Raw genomic sequence first — 14,908 nt, 5'->3', positions numbered from 1 at the left:
GCGGGCTGCTGTTGCTGGGCAGCCCGGTTGGCAGGACGGCCGCAGCATAGCGAGCATTCGTCCTCCGGGCGTCGCCCGGTCTTTCCGACCGGCGCCCTTTCAAACGAAGGATGGTCGCGACCGACCGGGCCACGCCCGGGGCAGAAAGGCGAGCGCGACATCGGCCGCCTGATGTCCCGGCCGTGCGGCCGACCCGTATGTGAGAGGGCGGTCCTAGCGGAAATCCCTTGTCTTGACGCTGATCGTTTCCGGATCTGCGCCCTCGGCAAAAGGTTTGTAATAGCCTTCGTGCGGTCGCGGCCACGTCGGATCGCGTGGATCGGGACCCCCGCCGCCGGTTGCACCATCTCCCGGGCTTGGCCGGTGTAGGAAGGCCATGACCCCGATCGAGCGCAGGAGCGGGGTGTAATCGACGATCTTTTCGATGATGACGTGGGTGACGATCCCTTCTTTCTGCACGATGCCGCGCATGCCGATCATGGCCGACGACAGAACAGTCCGCCGTTGCGCTTCGAAGCGATCCGGCCAGAGGATTCCCTGCGCCGTTCCGGTCTCGTCCTCGATCGTGATGAACAGGACGCCCTTGGCCGAACCCGGCTTTTGGCGAACGAGAATGATCCCGGCCACCTCGACCCGCCGGCCGTCCCGGATGTGCTCAAGATCGGCGGCGCTGGCGACGCCGCGTCGTCGCAGATCGTCGCGCAGAAAGGCGAGTGGATGGCGGCGAAGCGACAATTGGATCGTCCGATAATCCTCGACGACCTCACGGCCCTCGGTCAGCGGACGGAGGTTGACCGCGTCTTCGATGGCCTCTGCCGACCAGGCCTTGGCGCGCGCGTCCGCGGCGGCAAACAAAGGCAGTGGCGCCTCGCCCAGCCCCCTCACCTTCCACAGAGCCTGGCGCCGGTCATGAGCGAGCCCGTGAAAGGCGTCGGCATCGGCGAGCTTCTCTATTGCAGCGGGAGGGACGCCGGAGCGGCGCCAGACCTCGTCGATATCGGTATAAGGACGATCTCCGCGCGCGCCGACGATGGCGGCGACATGCACGTTGGACAGGCCGCGCGCCATGCGCAGGCCGAGGCGGACCGCGAGGAAACGCTTGCCGGTCCGCTCCAGCGTACAATCCCAGCGAGACGCGTTGATGCACGGCGGCCTGACCTCAACCCCATGGGCCTGGGCATCGCGCACGATCTGGGCGGGTGCGTAAAAGCCCATGGGCTGGGAATTCAAAAGCGCCGCGCAGAAGACGTCTGGATAATGGCACTTCACATAAGCGCTCGCATAAGCGATCTTGGCAAAGCTGGCGGCGTGGCTTTCGGGGAAACCATAGGAACCGAAGCCTTCGATTTGCTTGAAAGTGCGTTCGGCGAAATCGCGGGGGTAGCCGCGTGCCACCATGCCCTCGACGAGCTTGTCGTAGAAATGGCTGACGCCGCCTGTGAATTTGAAGGTCGCCATCGCGCGCCGCAGCTGGTCGGCCTCGGCAGCGGTGAAGCCGGCACCGACGATCGCGACCTTCATGGCCTGCTCCTGGAAGAGCGGTACGCCTAACGTCTTTTCGAGCACGGCGCGCAGTTCGGGCTTTGGATAGTCCGCCGTCTCCTTGCCCTCCCGTCGGCGCAGATAAGGGTGGACCATGTCGCCTTGGATGGGGCCGGGACGCACGATCGCGACCTCGATCACAAGGTCGTAGAATTTGGTCGGCTTCATCCGCGGCAGCATCGACATCTGGGCGCGGCTCTCGATCTGGAAGGTCCCCAGCGTGTCCGCCTTCTGGATCATCGCGAAGGTCGCTGGATCATCGACCTGCAATTCGGGCGAGGCCATTTCGAGATGAACGCCCTTGTCGGCCGCCAGCATCGCGAAGGCCCGGCGCATGCAGCCGAGCATGCCGAGCCCGAGCACATCGACCTTCATGAAACTCAACGCATCGATATCGTCCTTGTCCCATTCGATCACCTGGCGGTCTTCCATGGCGGCGGGTTCGATCGGCACGAGTTCGTCGAGACGATCGCTCGTCAGCACGAAGCCACCGGGATGCTGGGACAGATGTCGGGGCGTGCCGATCAACTGCCGCGCGAGATCGAGGGTCAGTTGGAGGCGCTCGTTCGACATGTCGAGATTGAGTTGGGCGACCTCTTTCTCCCCGACCCCTTCCTCGCTCCAGCCCCAGACGAGGCCGGCGAGCGATCCGGTCATGTCTTCGGGCAGCCCGAGCGCCTTGCCCACCTCGCGGACCGCGCCGCGGGCGCGATAGCGGGTCACGACCGCGGTCAATGCGGAATGATCGCGCCCATAGGTCTCGTAGATCCACTGGATCACTTCCTCGCGCCGCTCATGTTCGAAATCGACATCGATGTCGGGCGGCTCCTTGCGCTCGCCCGAGACAAAGCGCTCGAACAGCAGTTCATGCCGGATCGGGTCGATCGAGGTGATGCCGAGGACGAAGCACACGCAGCTATTGGCGGCCGACCCGCGTCCCTGACAGAGGATGCCGCGTCGTCGCGCCTCGGCGACGATGCTGTTCACGGTCAGGAAGTAAGGAGCGTACGCCAGACTGTCGATCAGGCGCAGCTCATGGGCGATCTGGGCGGCGTAGGCGGTCGGCACGCCACCGGGAAACATGCGCTCGCAGGCAGACGCCGTCAGCTCCTCGAGCGTCTGCTGCGGGCTTGATCCCGGACGCACCTCTTGCGGATATTGATAGCGCAATTGTCCGAGGTCGAAGTGGCAGGCGGCGACGATGTCGCCGCTGGCGGCCAGGGCATCGGGATAGTCTGCGAACAGGCGTTCCATCTCGCTGCGCGAAGTCAGATGCCGGTCCGAACAGGACTCGCGCCGAAAGCCGAGCGCATCGATCGTGCTCTTCTCGCGGATCGCGGTCACCACATCCTGGAGCAGGCGTCGCTCGGGCGAATGATACAGGACATCGCGTGTCGCGACGCAACGCATACCGACCTGCTCCGCCTGGACCGATAGATGATGGATGCGCAGCGCATCGTCGGCACGACGCCGCCATGTCAGTGCGAGATAAGCGCGATCTGCGAAGATATCCCGCATGCGCACCAGAGCCGCGGCCGTCACGACATCGGGCATATCGGGCACGAGGATCGCTATCAGGCCGTCGCTCCAGGCGGCGACATCGTCCCACTGCAGCGCGCATGCCCCCTTGCCGGCGCGTGCCTTGCCGACCGTGAGCAATCGCGTCAGCCGCGACCAGGCCGGCCGATCGGTCGGATAAACGAGCAAGCTTGTTCCACAGGCCAGATCGAGCCGGCAGCCTGGAACCAGACGAACGCCCGTGGCTTTCGACGCCTCCCAGGCGCGTACCATGCCCGCGACCGAATTGCGATCGACGACCCCCAAGGCGGGCACGTCTAGCATGGCGGCGGCCGCGAACAATTCCTCGCAAGAGGACGCACCGCGCAGGAACGAGAAATGGGTCGTGACCTGAAGCTCGGCATAGCCGCTCATCCGAAAAACCCATGCATGTGCCAGGACAGGTCGCCGGTGAGCGGGTTCTGCCCGTCGCCGCGCCGGAAGACCCAGAAACGCTGGCCGTTCACGTCCTCGAGCCGGAAATAGTCGCGAACCGAATACGCTTCGCGCGTGCGCTTCCACCATTCCCCGACGATGCGCTCGGGCCCGTCGGCGCACACCACGACATGCGCGTCGCCCCGCCAGGAAAAGCGCCGCGGGGGCTGGTCTGGCAGCAACGCGATCACGCCGTCGAGTTGCTCGGGTCGCCGGAGAATCCGGACGGGCCGCGGCCAGCGCATTGGCCAGTCGACGGGGGATTCGGTCGGGGCCAGCAGGCGCACCGACCGTTCGGGCACATGACTTTCGATCGCACCGGAGCGGAAGATGGCGCGCCGCCCCAGCCGCGCCGTGATCTGATCGACCAGGGTCGCAACGTCCGGCACGACCTCCTCGCCGCTGAGATCCCCGTCGACATGAGCGGGCGCGACCGGCTCGCTGCGCACTGCCGTCAGTTGCATCGCGTCGATGCCGAAGCCGGGATCGATCGTCTCGATCCGCATTTCGAGCAATCGCAGCATATGGCGCACGTCTCGCGTTGCCCGCGCCAGCCCGACCGTGATGATCTGGTCAACCCGGTCCACCCGGTCGCAGGAAAGACGGAGGACCCGGACACCGAGCCCCCGATCGCGCAGCTGCGTCGACAGTCGTCCGACGAGCTCGGCCATGGCGGCGGCCACCGATCCCGCCGCGGCGATCGGCTCGGGGAAGCGCATCTCAACCCGAGGGACGACGAACGGCGTGATCGCGTCGAACGGCTCGGGCACCCGCCCGATTGCCTGGTCGAGCCGGTCCAGAAAGGAGGCGCCAAACCTTTTGGCCAAGGGAGCGCGCGGCATGGCGAGGATGTCCCCGACGCGATCGAGCCCGAGCCGGCGGGCCGCATCGCGCTGGCGGGCATCCAAGCGGAGCGCTGCGATCGGCAGTGCGGCAATCGCAGTCGGCTCGCCACATGGTTCGCACAGGATGAGCGCGCGTGCGCCATGGCGAGCCAAAGCGTGGGCGGCGCCGATCGAACCGGCGATGGCCAGCCGCGCCTCAAGCCCGAGGCGCGCACAGACATGGAGAAGCCGCCTGCCCATGCGCTCCTCGCCGCCATGGAGGTGGCTGACGCCGGTCAGGTCCAGCAATAGGCCATGATCCTCGTCGAGCATCGCGGTCGGTGTCCATCGGCGCATGGCCAGCATCGCCAGGCGATCCAGCAGAGCGCGGTCGGCAGCGGGCGCGGCATCGCGCACGTCGAGATCGGGCACGAGCGCTCGCGCCTGGGTCAGCGCCATGCCGGGCACCAGGCCCTGAGCGAGCGCACCCGCATCGGCCGCGGCAATGACGACCTTCTGGCGATCCTGGATGGCCGTCACCAGCGGGCGGAGCGTTCCTGCAGCGGTGCTGATCCGCGAACGCAGGGAGGCACGACCGCCGTCGTCGGTCCGCATCGCCTTGAAGGGATGATCGGCCGGCTCGGACCGCCGTCCGAGTTCGCGTGGGCTCGGGCGCTGATGGACAGGCAGGCTCTCGATCGCCTCTTCACGCGAGCGCATGGCGGCGCCGGCGCCGTCGGTCTGGGCCCAGCGCGCGCCGGGCCGCCAGCCGGCGCCACGCGGACAGGAGCAGGCAAATGCGTCATCCGGGCCAGGCGACAGCCCGGGATCGAGAAATGGAGCAATTCCGCGATCAGGCGGCCTGCCGTTTCCCGCGTCGATCCGCCGAAGCCGATCGGTCGCGAGACTCGGCAGGAAGAGCGAGGCAACCCTGCGCATCGCACCCCTCCATGATCCAGAAATTGGGATCCCCGCCTCGCTGGCGAACCAGTCCGACATGCCATTGCGGTCGGCCGACGCCGGCGACGGGAAGCGGGGTCGAGGGCGCGCACCCGATCCGCCACCGTGTGACGGCGGCGGAGGGTTCGACGATGGGGTCCCGCCCGGTACGTCGCCAGCGGCGGAGCAGGAGCGCCATCGTGCCCCCTTCTTCCGCCGCCAGCTGAAGCCTGCGGGTCGCGGTGAGTCCGATCGCGCCAACTTCGCCGATGACTGCGGACAAAGCACCATGGCGCAGTCCCTCCTCGACGACGGCGAGCGTCTCCTGGTCGGTGCGTGCCTCGACCTGCATCAGGCGATCCGGCTTGAGCCCGGCCTGCGAGAGTCCCGGTGCGAACAGGTCGGTCCGTGCCATCACCCACAGAACCGATGCCGCCTGTGAGGATCGCGCGGCGATCCCGGCGACAAACAGGCTTGCTGCGGCGTCGTCGCCATAAGCCGGCGATGCGCCGGCCACCTCATGCAAAGCGGCACGGGCGAGCCCGCCGCCCGCCAGCCGACAATCTATCGCATCGACGGCGAAGCCCAGTCTGGCGGCACCAGGCCTTCCGCCGGGAACGAGTGCCTGCACCTCGGCCCGCAGCGCCTGAATACGGTTCGACCGCGAAGATGATAGATTCAACATGGACGCCTTACGACTCAAATGTTCTCTTTATGTTCCATCACAGAGGCCGGCGAAGTCAATCGTTGCTGCTGGCTCGGTTCGGCCGCATCGCCTGGCTGTGGTCCGCCGAACAATGGTGCCGCACGATCCAGCGCGCGGGCATTGGCTGTCCCATCGTTGCTCCCGATCCAGGATATGCGAAAGCGGCGCTCGATGGCCGCTGCGATCCGTTCGACGATCTCTGCGCGTGCAGCCTGGGCCTTGGCCGCGTTGCGGTCGCCGAGGCTGCGACGCAGCCGGCTCGGCACGAGCGCCAGGGCAACCGCAATGTCGACGCGCATCTGAAAGGCCCGTCCAAGCCGGTCGGAATGCTCAGCGCCCTCCTCCGCATCATGGGACGAATCGACCATGGCTCGTAATGAACATAGAGAGAACATCGCTCAAGCCCGATTGGGTGTTATCCACGGACTGTCCCCAGAAGCACGTACAGATTTGTGACGCCTTCGCCAGATTGGCGATCGCGACGATTGGCGATCCGAGCCCTTTTCCCGGCGATGAAGCACAGATGTTGGTGGCCGGACCATAAGAATGGCGATCGCTCGGCGGGCGAAATTGCGATCGCGCACTGAGCCCTTATATGATCGCGATGGACGACAATCTGATGCGACTTGGTCTCGTCGATGAAGAGACCATCATCCTCGATGAAGCCGCGTTGGCGCTCGCTGCGCTCGATCATCCGGAAACGGACCTCGAGCCCTATCAGGCTTTCATAGGCGAGATCGCGCTGCGATTGCGCGCGGTGGCGCCCGATGCGGTGACGGCCCATGATCGCGCCGACGCACTCTCGCTTGTGCTGAATGGCGAGTTCGATCTGGTCGGCGATCGTGATACATATGACGATCCGGCCAATGCCGATCTGATCCGGGTGATCGACCGGCGCCGAGGCCTGCCTGTCAGCCTGTCGATCCTGTACGTTGCCGCAGCGCGGCGCCTGGGGTGGATAGCCAGCATGCTGGATGTGCCGGGGCATGTGCTGGTACTGGTCGGGGATTCGGATGACTCGGTCGTGATCGACCCGTTTCGCGGCGGCGTGCTCGTTGAACCGGACCAGCTTTTCACTCTGGTCTCGGCGTCTTCGACACCCCCCAAGTCCGATGTCGTGGAGGTCGCGGCGATGCCCAACAGGGCGATCCTGGCGCGACTGATCCTCAATCAGGCCACGCGGGCGGAAGAGGCCGGCATGGGCAGTCGGGCGTTGGACCTTTATCGGAGGATCAATGTCTTCGCACCGGAATATGGGCAGGCATGGTGGCAGCGGGCGAGGCTCGAGCTTGTCGATCATGACGTCGCGGGAGCGCGCCGCAGCCTCGCCTCCATGCTCGAAGTGACGCGGCAGCCAGCTCTGCGCGCAACCGTCTCGGCGACACTGGAGGCGCTTGTCGCGTCCTGACGTCGAGCGTGGCGCGTGACGCCGATGCTCATTTCGCCCGGTCATGTTTGCAACTCGGGAGACCTCGTCTCTTCTGCCGCCCACGCGGATCGGCGCGAGGCGGGGTAGATGCCGCTGATCCTGGTCCTTGTCCCGGCCTGACCGACAGGGGCGACGACCAGCCCACCGTCTCTGTCGAAGTCCCGCTGGAAATTTAGAGGTTTAGCCTGCTTGAAAGACAGACGACGCCTCCCACATCCTGTTCATCGTCAACAACGGAAAGGAGGTGGTCGAATGTCTCATTGTCATATGCCGTCCACGGCAGAACGTCTGAGCATGGCCTCCACCGCGGGGCCGCGGCTCGCCTGAACTGACCGCGTTCGGTAGACAATGGAGGGGCCGTCCTGCGAGGGGCGGCCCTTCGCATATCCGGCGCAGTCGCTGCACGCTGCTGCCCGACACGCATCCAAACAGAGCGTATCCCAGCCCGGCGGTGTTGCCAGGGCAATCGGCAGGGCACCACAACGCCTTGCCGTCGCGCCGTATGCGCTGATCGTCGCCTCGATCCTGCCTTGTCGGTCTTGCCCCGATCTTGGCCCTCGTGGCTGAACCAGCAAGCGGTTGAGCTCAGAAACCGCATACGCCTGACAGGCACCCTATAGATTGTTTCAATCTTGAAGCAGCCAGACAAACTCGCGCAATGTTAGTATCCAGGATCGCGGTTGCGATCGGTGAAATGGCCTGCATTTGTGGAGTTCGTGTATGAACAAGCATCAGCTTATTGCGGAAATTTCTTCAGGGACCGGGATAAATCGCCAGGAAACTGCGGAAATTGTAGAAACCTTTCTTGGCAAGATCGCCGAGACGATTGCGAAAGGAGAAGAGGTTCGTCTCGTGGGTTTCGGAGCGTTCTCAATCTCCCATCGCAAACCTTCTGCGGGCCGGGATCCGAGGACTGGAGCGCCGATCAGCATCGGCTCAGTGGCCCGGGCCAAATTCAGGCCCGGCAAAGTGCTCAAGGAACTCGTCAGTTGACCAGGCTTCGCTGAACAAGCCGCGCATGGCGTGGCTGGATGCAACGCTCCCAGAAAGCGATATATGCAGCCGCCGCGTCATGGCATCTGTCCGATCGGCTCTGTGGCCGGCACCGGCAAGAGACGCTGGCTTTCTGGCCGAACCATGATCGGGCGGCTTGCTATCGCGTCGAGGATGACCGGGACTTTCGCGGGGTTTCGCCAGACGGCAGCGACGACCAGTCGCTTGCGGTACGGCCTTATTCCGGGAAAGCTGCGGCAGCTTGATCGCTTGTCCATGGCGTCCGCACCGCAGCACGCTAAGACGTTGCCATGGCGGCAAAGCGCAAGCTCAAGGTCTTCCGGACTCCGATCGGCTTTCACGATGCTTATGTCGCGGCGTCGAGCCGCAGAGCGGCGCTCGAGGCCTGGGGCAGCGACGCGGACCTTTTCGCGCGCGGGATCGCGGAATTGGTCACGGACGACGCGCTGACCGCAGAACCACTCGCGTCTCCCGGCCAGGTGATCAAACGTCTGCGCGGATCTGCGGAGGAGCAGTTGGCCGCCCTTCCCGCCGCCGCGCCCAGTCCCAAGCGGCCCGGGCGCAGATCTTCCGATCGAAAGGCGAAACGGGGCGGATCGCAGGGGGAGGAAGCCCGCGCATCGTCAAAGAAGACGCCGAAGTCCAAGCCGCGGCCCCGGTCCAAGCCACGTCCATCGCGCGCCGCGCTGGACCGCGCCGAGCAAGGTCTGGAGGCATTGGTCGCCGCGCAAGCGCAGGAGGAGGCTGCGTTGCGCGAGCGCGAGCAGGCGCTTGAACGCACGAGACGGGATCTTAATACTCGCCATCAACGCGATAGAAAGACGGCCGAATTACGCGTACGCAAGGCGCGCGAAGCCCATACCGACGCACTCCAGCATTGGATCGACGACCAGGGATGATACCCCTCTCACAGGGTCGAGCGAGCGAGCCTGTGCCCCTTATCCGACAAGGTTCGGAACGTGATGGAATGCCGTGTCTCGGCCATCTCGACGATACTATGCTCCCAGGCGTGCCGCGCTTCACCGGACAGATGGTAGGCGCCTCGTGCCGGAAGAGGCAGCGCCGTCCTCAGCCAGCGATCGCCGACGCGACGCCTCAGCCGCAATGTCGCCGGTGCACCGAGCGACAATCCCACCACATGCTCGAAGAGCGGTCGATCGCGGTGCCAGCCGATCCCCGCTCCCACATCATAGCGGATCAGCAGCGCCTGAACGAGCTCGGTCGGCGCCAGCTCGGCAAAGACGGCCATTCGGTCGCGCAACTCGGCGAGCCAAGCCGGCATGGGCGCAGCGCGGCCCAGTTGCGCGGTCTCGAAATCATAACTCCAGCCGAAGCTGTGGGTCAGTCGCTTGCCGGTATGGCCCTGGAACCGGAAAGGCGTGAGCGCCTGGCCATCGATCGCCGCGATCAGGGCTTGCTCCTCGGCGCATGTCACAACATCCGCCCGCGACGTGATACCCGGCACGACCGGCGCGTCGAAGAGATCGAGCATCAGAACGGCATTTCCGCGATGAAGGTGACCAGATCGGCGAAGGCGACGGGGTCAAATTGCGGACACCCGTCCCGATCGGAGAGCGGGGCCTGCGCCGCCGCGCCCGCAATCGCCCGCTGATCGATCAGATGGTCGGGATCGAACGCGGCCTGCCACGCGGCGGCGGCCCGCGCGCGCCGGTCCTCGGGCGCATCGGGGTTCGGTGCCGGTATTGGCGGGGCGATGATGGCGTCCATATGAAACCTCGGGAGACGGATGTCGTCATCTGGGAACATTTGCAGAACATTCAAGACGGACGATAGTCGAAAATACGCAATCGCCGGTGCCCCAAGAGGCCAGCTCTTCAGTTCGGCCGGTCTCCCTCGCCGGGCAGATCGGTCAGCTGCCCGATCCGGTCGGCGATCGAGACCCAGGCCCTGACGCCTCCTTCATCGCCGGCTCTCGCCAAGTCGGCCGCGCGGCTTGAGGCATGATCGATCGCATGCGCGCCATATTGCCGCACTATCTCTGCCGCGCAGGCCCAAAGCTCGCGATCGGAGATCACCGCACGACCTCCGGGCAAGCGCGGGCGACACGCCGGCCATCATCCCATTCGGCATGATAGACGGCCTGACGGCGGCGGAGCTGCCAGCAACTGAGATTCGCCCGCGTGGACCAGACGATGGCGAGGGTGCGACCATAACGATCGCGGCCGACCCGCTCGATCTCGAGCCGCGGCGTCATGGCCGCCCGAAGAGACGTCGTCGCCTCGCTCGAGCGTGCTTTGTCGCAAATGGCGCGCGGCTTCGGCACCGGCCGGCAGCGACCGTTATGGGGATCGTCGGGGGCGTCGATGCCGAGCAGTCGGATGCGTTCCGATCCGGCACGGATCGTATCCCCATCGACAACGCGGATCGGTCCCTCAAGCGTGGTGGCAGCAACGAAAAACAAGCCGATCATCGGCACGATCTAGTCGAGGCTGCGTCATCGTGCATCGCCGTTCCGCAAGAACCGGCACGATCGGCCGCAATCGGAAGAGGCGCGCCCGCAGGCGCAGGCCCGGTCTCCGGGCCATGCTCATTCGCCGGTTCGCTTCGCGCTTTCGCGGCAGTGATCCGAGCAGAATTTCACCTGCGCCCAGTCGCGTGACCATTTCTTCCGCCAAGCAAAGGGGCGTCGGCAGACGACGCATTCTTTGCTGGGAAGCGTGAGTTTGTGATGGGTCATGCAGCAGGAAACGAAGCGGAGCCGATTTCGAGGCAGAGACGCTATGTGCGCCGTTCAATCTCCACCTGCGCCGGTTGACCACGTGGGCAGCGCGTCGTTCCAGTCCTTTGCTGGCGGCGGCGGCATGCGTACCTCGACGCTAGGAGTTCGGCCGGCATAAGCGGTGATCGCACGCTGGCACGCCGCCACGCCCGCGGGATCGGTGTCCGGCAACAGGACGAGCCGCTCGAGCCTTGCCGGGAGGCGGATCCTTGCAAGCCGTTCGGCGCCAAGCGTCGCCCAGACCGGAATGCCAAGGAGTTGCATGGCCGAAAGTGCGGTTTCGATGCCTTCGGCCAAGCCTAATATGGGGCCCGCGCTCGCCAGCATGACCGCACCTTGGCCGGGCTTGCCCAACATACGCCGCGGCTGGGCAAGGTCTCGCGCGAGCGTGGTTCGCCCGAGATCAAGGAAGCTTCGCTGAAGGGCCACGATGCGAGAGCCCTCGCAAACGGCGGCCAGCATTGCCGGCCGAAAGTGAAGTTCACGGTCCAGCCTTACGGGCACACGGGCGGCGTAGCGCAGCGCCACCGACTCCTGATCGATGCCGCGCGCGACCAGATATCGCTCGGCCGGCGTGCCGGACATCGCGGACGCCTCCCGCCACAATGTCGCAATGCGTTCTTCAGACCAAGGCGATCCTGCCGGCCGATGTGGGACGATCGCCCGCGCGCGGAGCGCCCGCGGGTCGATCCGGTCGAGCGACCGCAAGACAGCGCCGGTCGCGCACCCGGCAAAACATTTGAACAGCAAAGCCGTCTCGCCCACGCGAACCGACAGGCTCGGTGTCCGGTCGAGATGGGCCGGGCAGCGACACATTCCCCGATCGACATGCCAGGCACCGCCCAGCGCGCGGACGAGGTTCTGCCCCCGGGCCGCAAGCTCATCCCGGCTTACCGGGGGAAAAGTCGTCTTGATGGTCACTCTTGTCGTTCCGCGTCCCCCACGTCCCCGAGACGGGCGGCATCCAGACAGGCGATGGCGCGAACCAGCAGGCGTCGGGCGGCGCCTGGCCCAATGTCGAGCAGGGGCGCAATGTCACGGATCGACAGGCCATACGACGTGCTGAGGAAGAAGATGCGGGCCAGAAGCGGCTCGTCGGCGAAAGCGCGTGCGCTCAGATCGATGCTGACCCGGTCTGCCGGCGACAGTCGGTCCGGCGGAATATGGACCCATGCTCGCACCCGCACGCCTGCACCATCCCGCACAAAGACGGTCTCGAGCGGATCGAACGAGATGGCGTCGCGATCCCAGAAATACTCCCGCGCGGCAGCGACGGCCGGTGGGCCAGGGCGGGCCCCCTTCGCCGCCGTCTCGCGGGCCGCATCGCAGGTTGTGCGCGCACGGGGCGCCCGTCGGCGCCTGAAGGATCCGAACATCTTTCTGTTCTCCTGGTGGTAACGCAGACGCTTGGATCGATGGCCGTTCTGCCTCTGCTCGCCAGATTTCCTCCCCCCTCCCCTTCGCCGGACCTGCCGACGGGCTTCGCCTAGACGGGCAGCCCTTCGGGCGGCCGGCCGCTCTGGCGTCGCAACCCCCTAGGTAGCGGGATGCGTCCGGATGGGAGCCCGGCGACGATCGGGCTCAGACCATGGGAGGCTCATCATGATCCGCATCTATCACGGCGCGCACACACCGGGCTCCGACCTGCTCACCGACGACATGCACCGCGATCGCAAACGCATCTTCGTGGACCTACTGAAGTGGGAGGTGCCGGTGGTCGCAGATCAGTTCGAGATCGACCAGTTCGACACGTGCGCCGCCACCTATCTTGTCGCCTGCGATGCCAGCGGCAGCCATCTGGGCTCGATCCGGCTTTTGCCGACCGATAGCGATCATATCCTGGGCACGATCTTCCCCGAACTGTGCGACCAGCCCGTGCCTCGGTCGCCGCATATCCAGGAGATCAGCCGCGGTTGCCTTTCGCCGCGTCTGCGAGCGCCGGAGAGACGCCAGGTCCGCAACGCGTTGACCACGGCGGCCGTACGCTATGCGATGATGCGGGGCATCTGGAGTTTCACCTGCATCGCCGAGTCCGGTTGGCTTCGCCAGATCCTGGCGCTGGGATGGGATTGCCGGCCGCTCGGGACGCCACGCCGGATAGGACGCGCCATGGCGGGTGCGCTTCAGATCGAGATCACGACCGAGACGCTTCGGCAGCTCCAGCAGGCGGGGACATTCCAGGCGTGCACGCTCGCGCTCGCCGGCATGCCCGCACGAGCGGCCGCATGAACGCCGCCGCGTCCCGCCTTCCCACGCCCTCGAGGAACGTCGACGGAGGCGCCATCGCGTCCGAATTGCTCGACCGTGGCGTCTGCCTTGTCCGAAGCGCGGTGCGCGAGGACCTGGTGCAGGCTCTGTCCCGCGACTTTGCACCGACCTTCGCTGCCACACCGCGATCGACCGGAGTCTTCTATGGCGGCAACACCAAGCGTTTCCACAGCCTGCTCCGGCGCAGCCCTCACATGGCGGCGTTCGTGCTGCAGGAGGCGATCTTCGAGGCTGTGACCGCGATCCTCGGACCGCATTGCGACACGATCCAGCTCAATCTGACGCAGGCGATCGAATTGCTGCCGGGCGGGATGGCGCAGCCTCCGCATCGTGATCAGGACATGTGGCCGCTTCAGCACCCTGGCGTCGAATATCTCATCAATGTGATGTGGCCGCTCACGCCGTATCGTGCCGAAAATGGCACGACGATTGTGTGGCCCGGCAGTCATCGGCGCCAGCAGGAGATCGTCATGTCGGATGACGAGGCGCTCCCGGTCGAGATGGATCCCGGCGATGCGCTCCTGTTCCTGGGCTCGACCCTACATTGTGGCGGGGTCAATCGAACCCAGACGTCGCGCAGAGGCATGATCGTCAGCTACAGCCTGGGATGGCTGAAACCCTACGAGCTGCCGTGGCTCGCCTATCCGCCGCATGTCGCAAGCACCTTTCACCCGGACCTTGCTGCGCTGGCCGGCTACCGAGCGCACCGCCCTAATCTCGGGACTTATGAGGGGCGATGTCCGTCCGCCACGTTGCAGCCAGCTGGCGATGAATTGGGCGCGATCGATGCGCTTCGCCCCGAGCAGGAGCGATTGATCGCGCTGTACCGGGAAGGCGCGCTTCAGCCGGGCACGCCGCTTGCGGCACGACCCGGGTCGGCGGTGCCTGCGAAAACCTGATGGATCAACCTGCAGACCGTCGCGTCGACGCCTGTCGGGCGCTTATCGCCGAACGCGCCCTGGTCGGTCAGCACGTCGGGTTTGATATCTGCCCATGTCCAGTTTGGGACGTGCTTCTGGACCTGTATCTCGCGCATCACGAGCAACGTCCCACCTACCTCTGGTCGCTGTGCGTCGCGGCCAATATCCCGGTCTCCAGCGCCCACCGCAAGATCAACATGTTGGTCGAACTGGGACTGCTCCATCGCGCCCTGGACACCACCGATGCACGGAGAGTGACGGTGACCATGATGCCGGCCGTTCATTCGATCATGGACGAGCTGCTGGACAGCGCTGCCGATCTCTGACTGTCGCGCTTCAGACCCATTTTCGATCATGTCCGGCAAGCCACTTCGCCCCCCCTAAGGAACCCGGTCGGCGTCTCGAACCATGTCTATCCTGCCTGTTCGTCGCGCGGCGTGGGATAAAGGGGATGTCGCTGGTCAGTCTGCCTCAATCTGCAAAGGCCTGGATGTGATGAACATGCCGGGTGTTTCGGACCGCTCAACTCGCTGC

Annotated in this window: 17 protein-coding genes; 6 read left to right on the top strand and 11 right to left on the bottom strand. The window is 65.5% G+C overall.

Annotated elements, in window-relative coordinates; all coding sequences use genetic code 11:
* Positions 1-213 precede the first annotated feature (213 nt).
* Genes HL653_RS17710 through HL653_RS17695 form a run of 4 tightly spaced genes read right to left on the bottom strand, consistent with a single transcriptional unit; the run spans position 214 to position 6,371 of the window.
* On the bottom strand, positions 214-3,474 hold the full coding sequence (locus HL653_RS17710; protein WP_171745684.1) for an error-prone DNA polymerase: 3,261 nt from the start codon (positions 3,472-3,474) through the stop codon (positions 214-216).
* Complete coding sequence (locus HL653_RS17705) at positions 3,471-5,297, bottom strand: DNA polymerase Y family protein (RefSeq protein WP_367613566.1); 1,827 nt, start codon at positions 5,295-5,297, stop codon at positions 3,471-3,473. The genes HL653_RS17710 and HL653_RS17705 overlap by 4 nt, the downstream gene beginning before the upstream one ends.
* Complete coding sequence (locus HL653_RS17700) at positions 5,212-5,982, bottom strand: ImuA family protein (RefSeq protein ID WP_253717011.1); 771 nt, start codon at positions 5,980-5,982, stop codon at positions 5,212-5,214. Before HL653_RS17700 ends, HL653_RS17705 begins: the two co-directional genes overlap by 86 nt.
* Before the next feature lie 14 nt (positions 5,983-5,996).
* Entirely contained in the window at positions 5,997-6,371 is a 375-nt protein-coding gene (locus tag HL653_RS17695; RefSeq protein WP_171745683.1) for a hypothetical protein, read from the bottom strand.
* A 227-nt stretch (positions 6,372-6,598) separates the two neighbouring features.
* Here HL653_RS17695 and HL653_RS17690 point away from each other — a divergent pair, with 227 nt between their 5' ends.
* From HL653_RS17690 to HL653_RS17680, 3 genes are all read left to right on the top strand, one after another.
* Positions 6,599-7,411 (top strand): transglutaminase-like domain-containing protein, encoded by an 813-nt coding sequence (locus HL653_RS17690; RefSeq protein WP_253717009.1) that lies wholly within the window; start codon positions 6,599-6,601, stop codon positions 7,409-7,411.
* 741 nt (positions 7,412-8,152) lie between these two features.
* Positions 8,153-8,425 (top strand): HU family DNA-binding protein, encoded by a 273-nt coding sequence (locus HL653_RS17685; RefSeq protein WP_171745682.1) that lies wholly within the window; start codon positions 8,153-8,155, stop codon positions 8,423-8,425.
* A gap of 311 nt (positions 8,426-8,736) precedes the next feature.
* Positions 8,737-9,345, top strand: a complete 609-nt coding sequence (locus HL653_RS17680) for a hypothetical protein (RefSeq protein ID WP_171745681.1) — start codon at positions 8,737-8,739, stop codon at positions 9,343-9,345.
* Positions 9,346-9,353: 8 nt separating this feature from the next.
* On the opposite strand, the gene HL653_RS17675 is transcribed toward HL653_RS17680, so the two are convergent.
* The 7 genes from HL653_RS17675 to HL653_RS17645 form a co-directional block, all read right to left on the bottom strand.
* Complete coding sequence (locus HL653_RS17675) at positions 9,354-9,938, bottom strand: alpha-ketoglutarate-dependent dioxygenase AlkB (protein ID WP_171745680.1); 585 nt, start codon at positions 9,936-9,938, stop codon at positions 9,354-9,356.
* The gene (locus HL653_RS17670) at positions 9,938-10,174 is read right to left on the bottom strand and encodes a hypothetical protein (RefSeq protein ID WP_171745679.1); all 237 of its coding nucleotides are present in this window, start codon (positions 10,172-10,174) and stop codon (positions 9,938-9,940) included. Before HL653_RS17670 ends, HL653_RS17675 begins: the two co-directional genes overlap by 1 nt.
* Positions 10,175-10,281: 107 nt before the next feature.
* Positions 10,282-10,482, bottom strand: coding sequence for a hypothetical protein (locus tag HL653_RS17665; RefSeq protein WP_171745678.1), 201 nt, complete (start codon positions 10,480-10,482; stop codon positions 10,282-10,284).
* Positions 10,479-10,877, bottom strand: coding sequence for a thermonuclease family protein (locus HL653_RS17660; protein WP_171747075.1), 399 nt, complete (start codon positions 10,875-10,877; stop codon positions 10,479-10,481). The genes HL653_RS17665 and HL653_RS17660 overlap by 4 nt, the downstream gene beginning before the upstream one ends.
* A 117-nt stretch (positions 10,878-10,994) precedes the next feature.
* Positions 10,995-11,144: a DUF2256 domain-containing protein gene (locus HL653_RS17655; protein ID WP_171745677.1), complete on the bottom strand. Its 150-nt coding sequence runs from the start codon at positions 11,142-11,144 to the stop codon at positions 10,995-10,997.
* 54 nt (positions 11,145-11,198) lie between these two features.
* Positions 11,199-12,107, bottom strand: coding sequence for a toprim domain-containing protein (locus HL653_RS17650; RefSeq protein ID WP_171745676.1), 909 nt, complete (start codon positions 12,105-12,107; stop codon positions 11,199-11,201).
* Complete coding sequence (locus HL653_RS17645) at positions 12,104-12,562, bottom strand: hypothetical protein (protein WP_171745675.1); 459 nt, start codon at positions 12,560-12,562, stop codon at positions 12,104-12,106. The genes HL653_RS17650 and HL653_RS17645 overlap by 4 nt, the downstream gene beginning before the upstream one ends.
* A 226-nt stretch (positions 12,563-12,788) precedes the next feature.
* On the opposite strand from HL653_RS17645, the gene HL653_RS17640 reads away from it, so the two are divergent.
* The 3 genes from HL653_RS17640 to HL653_RS17630 are packed head-to-tail and all read left to right on the top strand — an operon-like array spanning position 12,789 to position 14,700.
* Positions 12,789-13,415: an acyl-homoserine-lactone synthase gene (locus HL653_RS17640; protein WP_171745674.1), complete on the top strand. Its 627-nt coding sequence runs from the start codon at positions 12,789-12,791 to the stop codon at positions 13,413-13,415.
* On the top strand, positions 13,412-14,353 hold the full coding sequence (locus HL653_RS17635; protein ID WP_171745673.1) for a phytanoyl-CoA dioxygenase family protein: 942 nt from the start codon (positions 13,412-13,414) through the stop codon (positions 14,351-14,353). Before HL653_RS17640 ends, HL653_RS17635 begins: the two co-directional genes overlap by 4 nt.
* Positions 14,353-14,700 carry a MarR family transcriptional regulator gene (locus HL653_RS17630; protein WP_171745672.1) on the top strand — a complete coding sequence of 116 codons (348 nt, stop codon included), beginning with the start codon at positions 14,353-14,355 and terminating at the stop codon, positions 14,698-14,700. The genes HL653_RS17635 and HL653_RS17630 overlap by 1 nt, the downstream gene beginning before the upstream one ends.
* The last annotated feature ends 208 nt before the right edge of the window (positions 14,701-14,908 follow it).

It is taken from the genome of Sphingomonas sp. AP4-R1 (assembly GCF_013113735.1).
Taxonomy (GTDB): Bacteria; Pseudomonadota; Alphaproteobacteria; order Sphingomonadales; family Sphingomonadaceae; genus Sphingomonas_I.
Note: the sequence above shows the minus strand (reverse complement) of the source record. Positions and strands in the feature narration are given on the sequence as shown.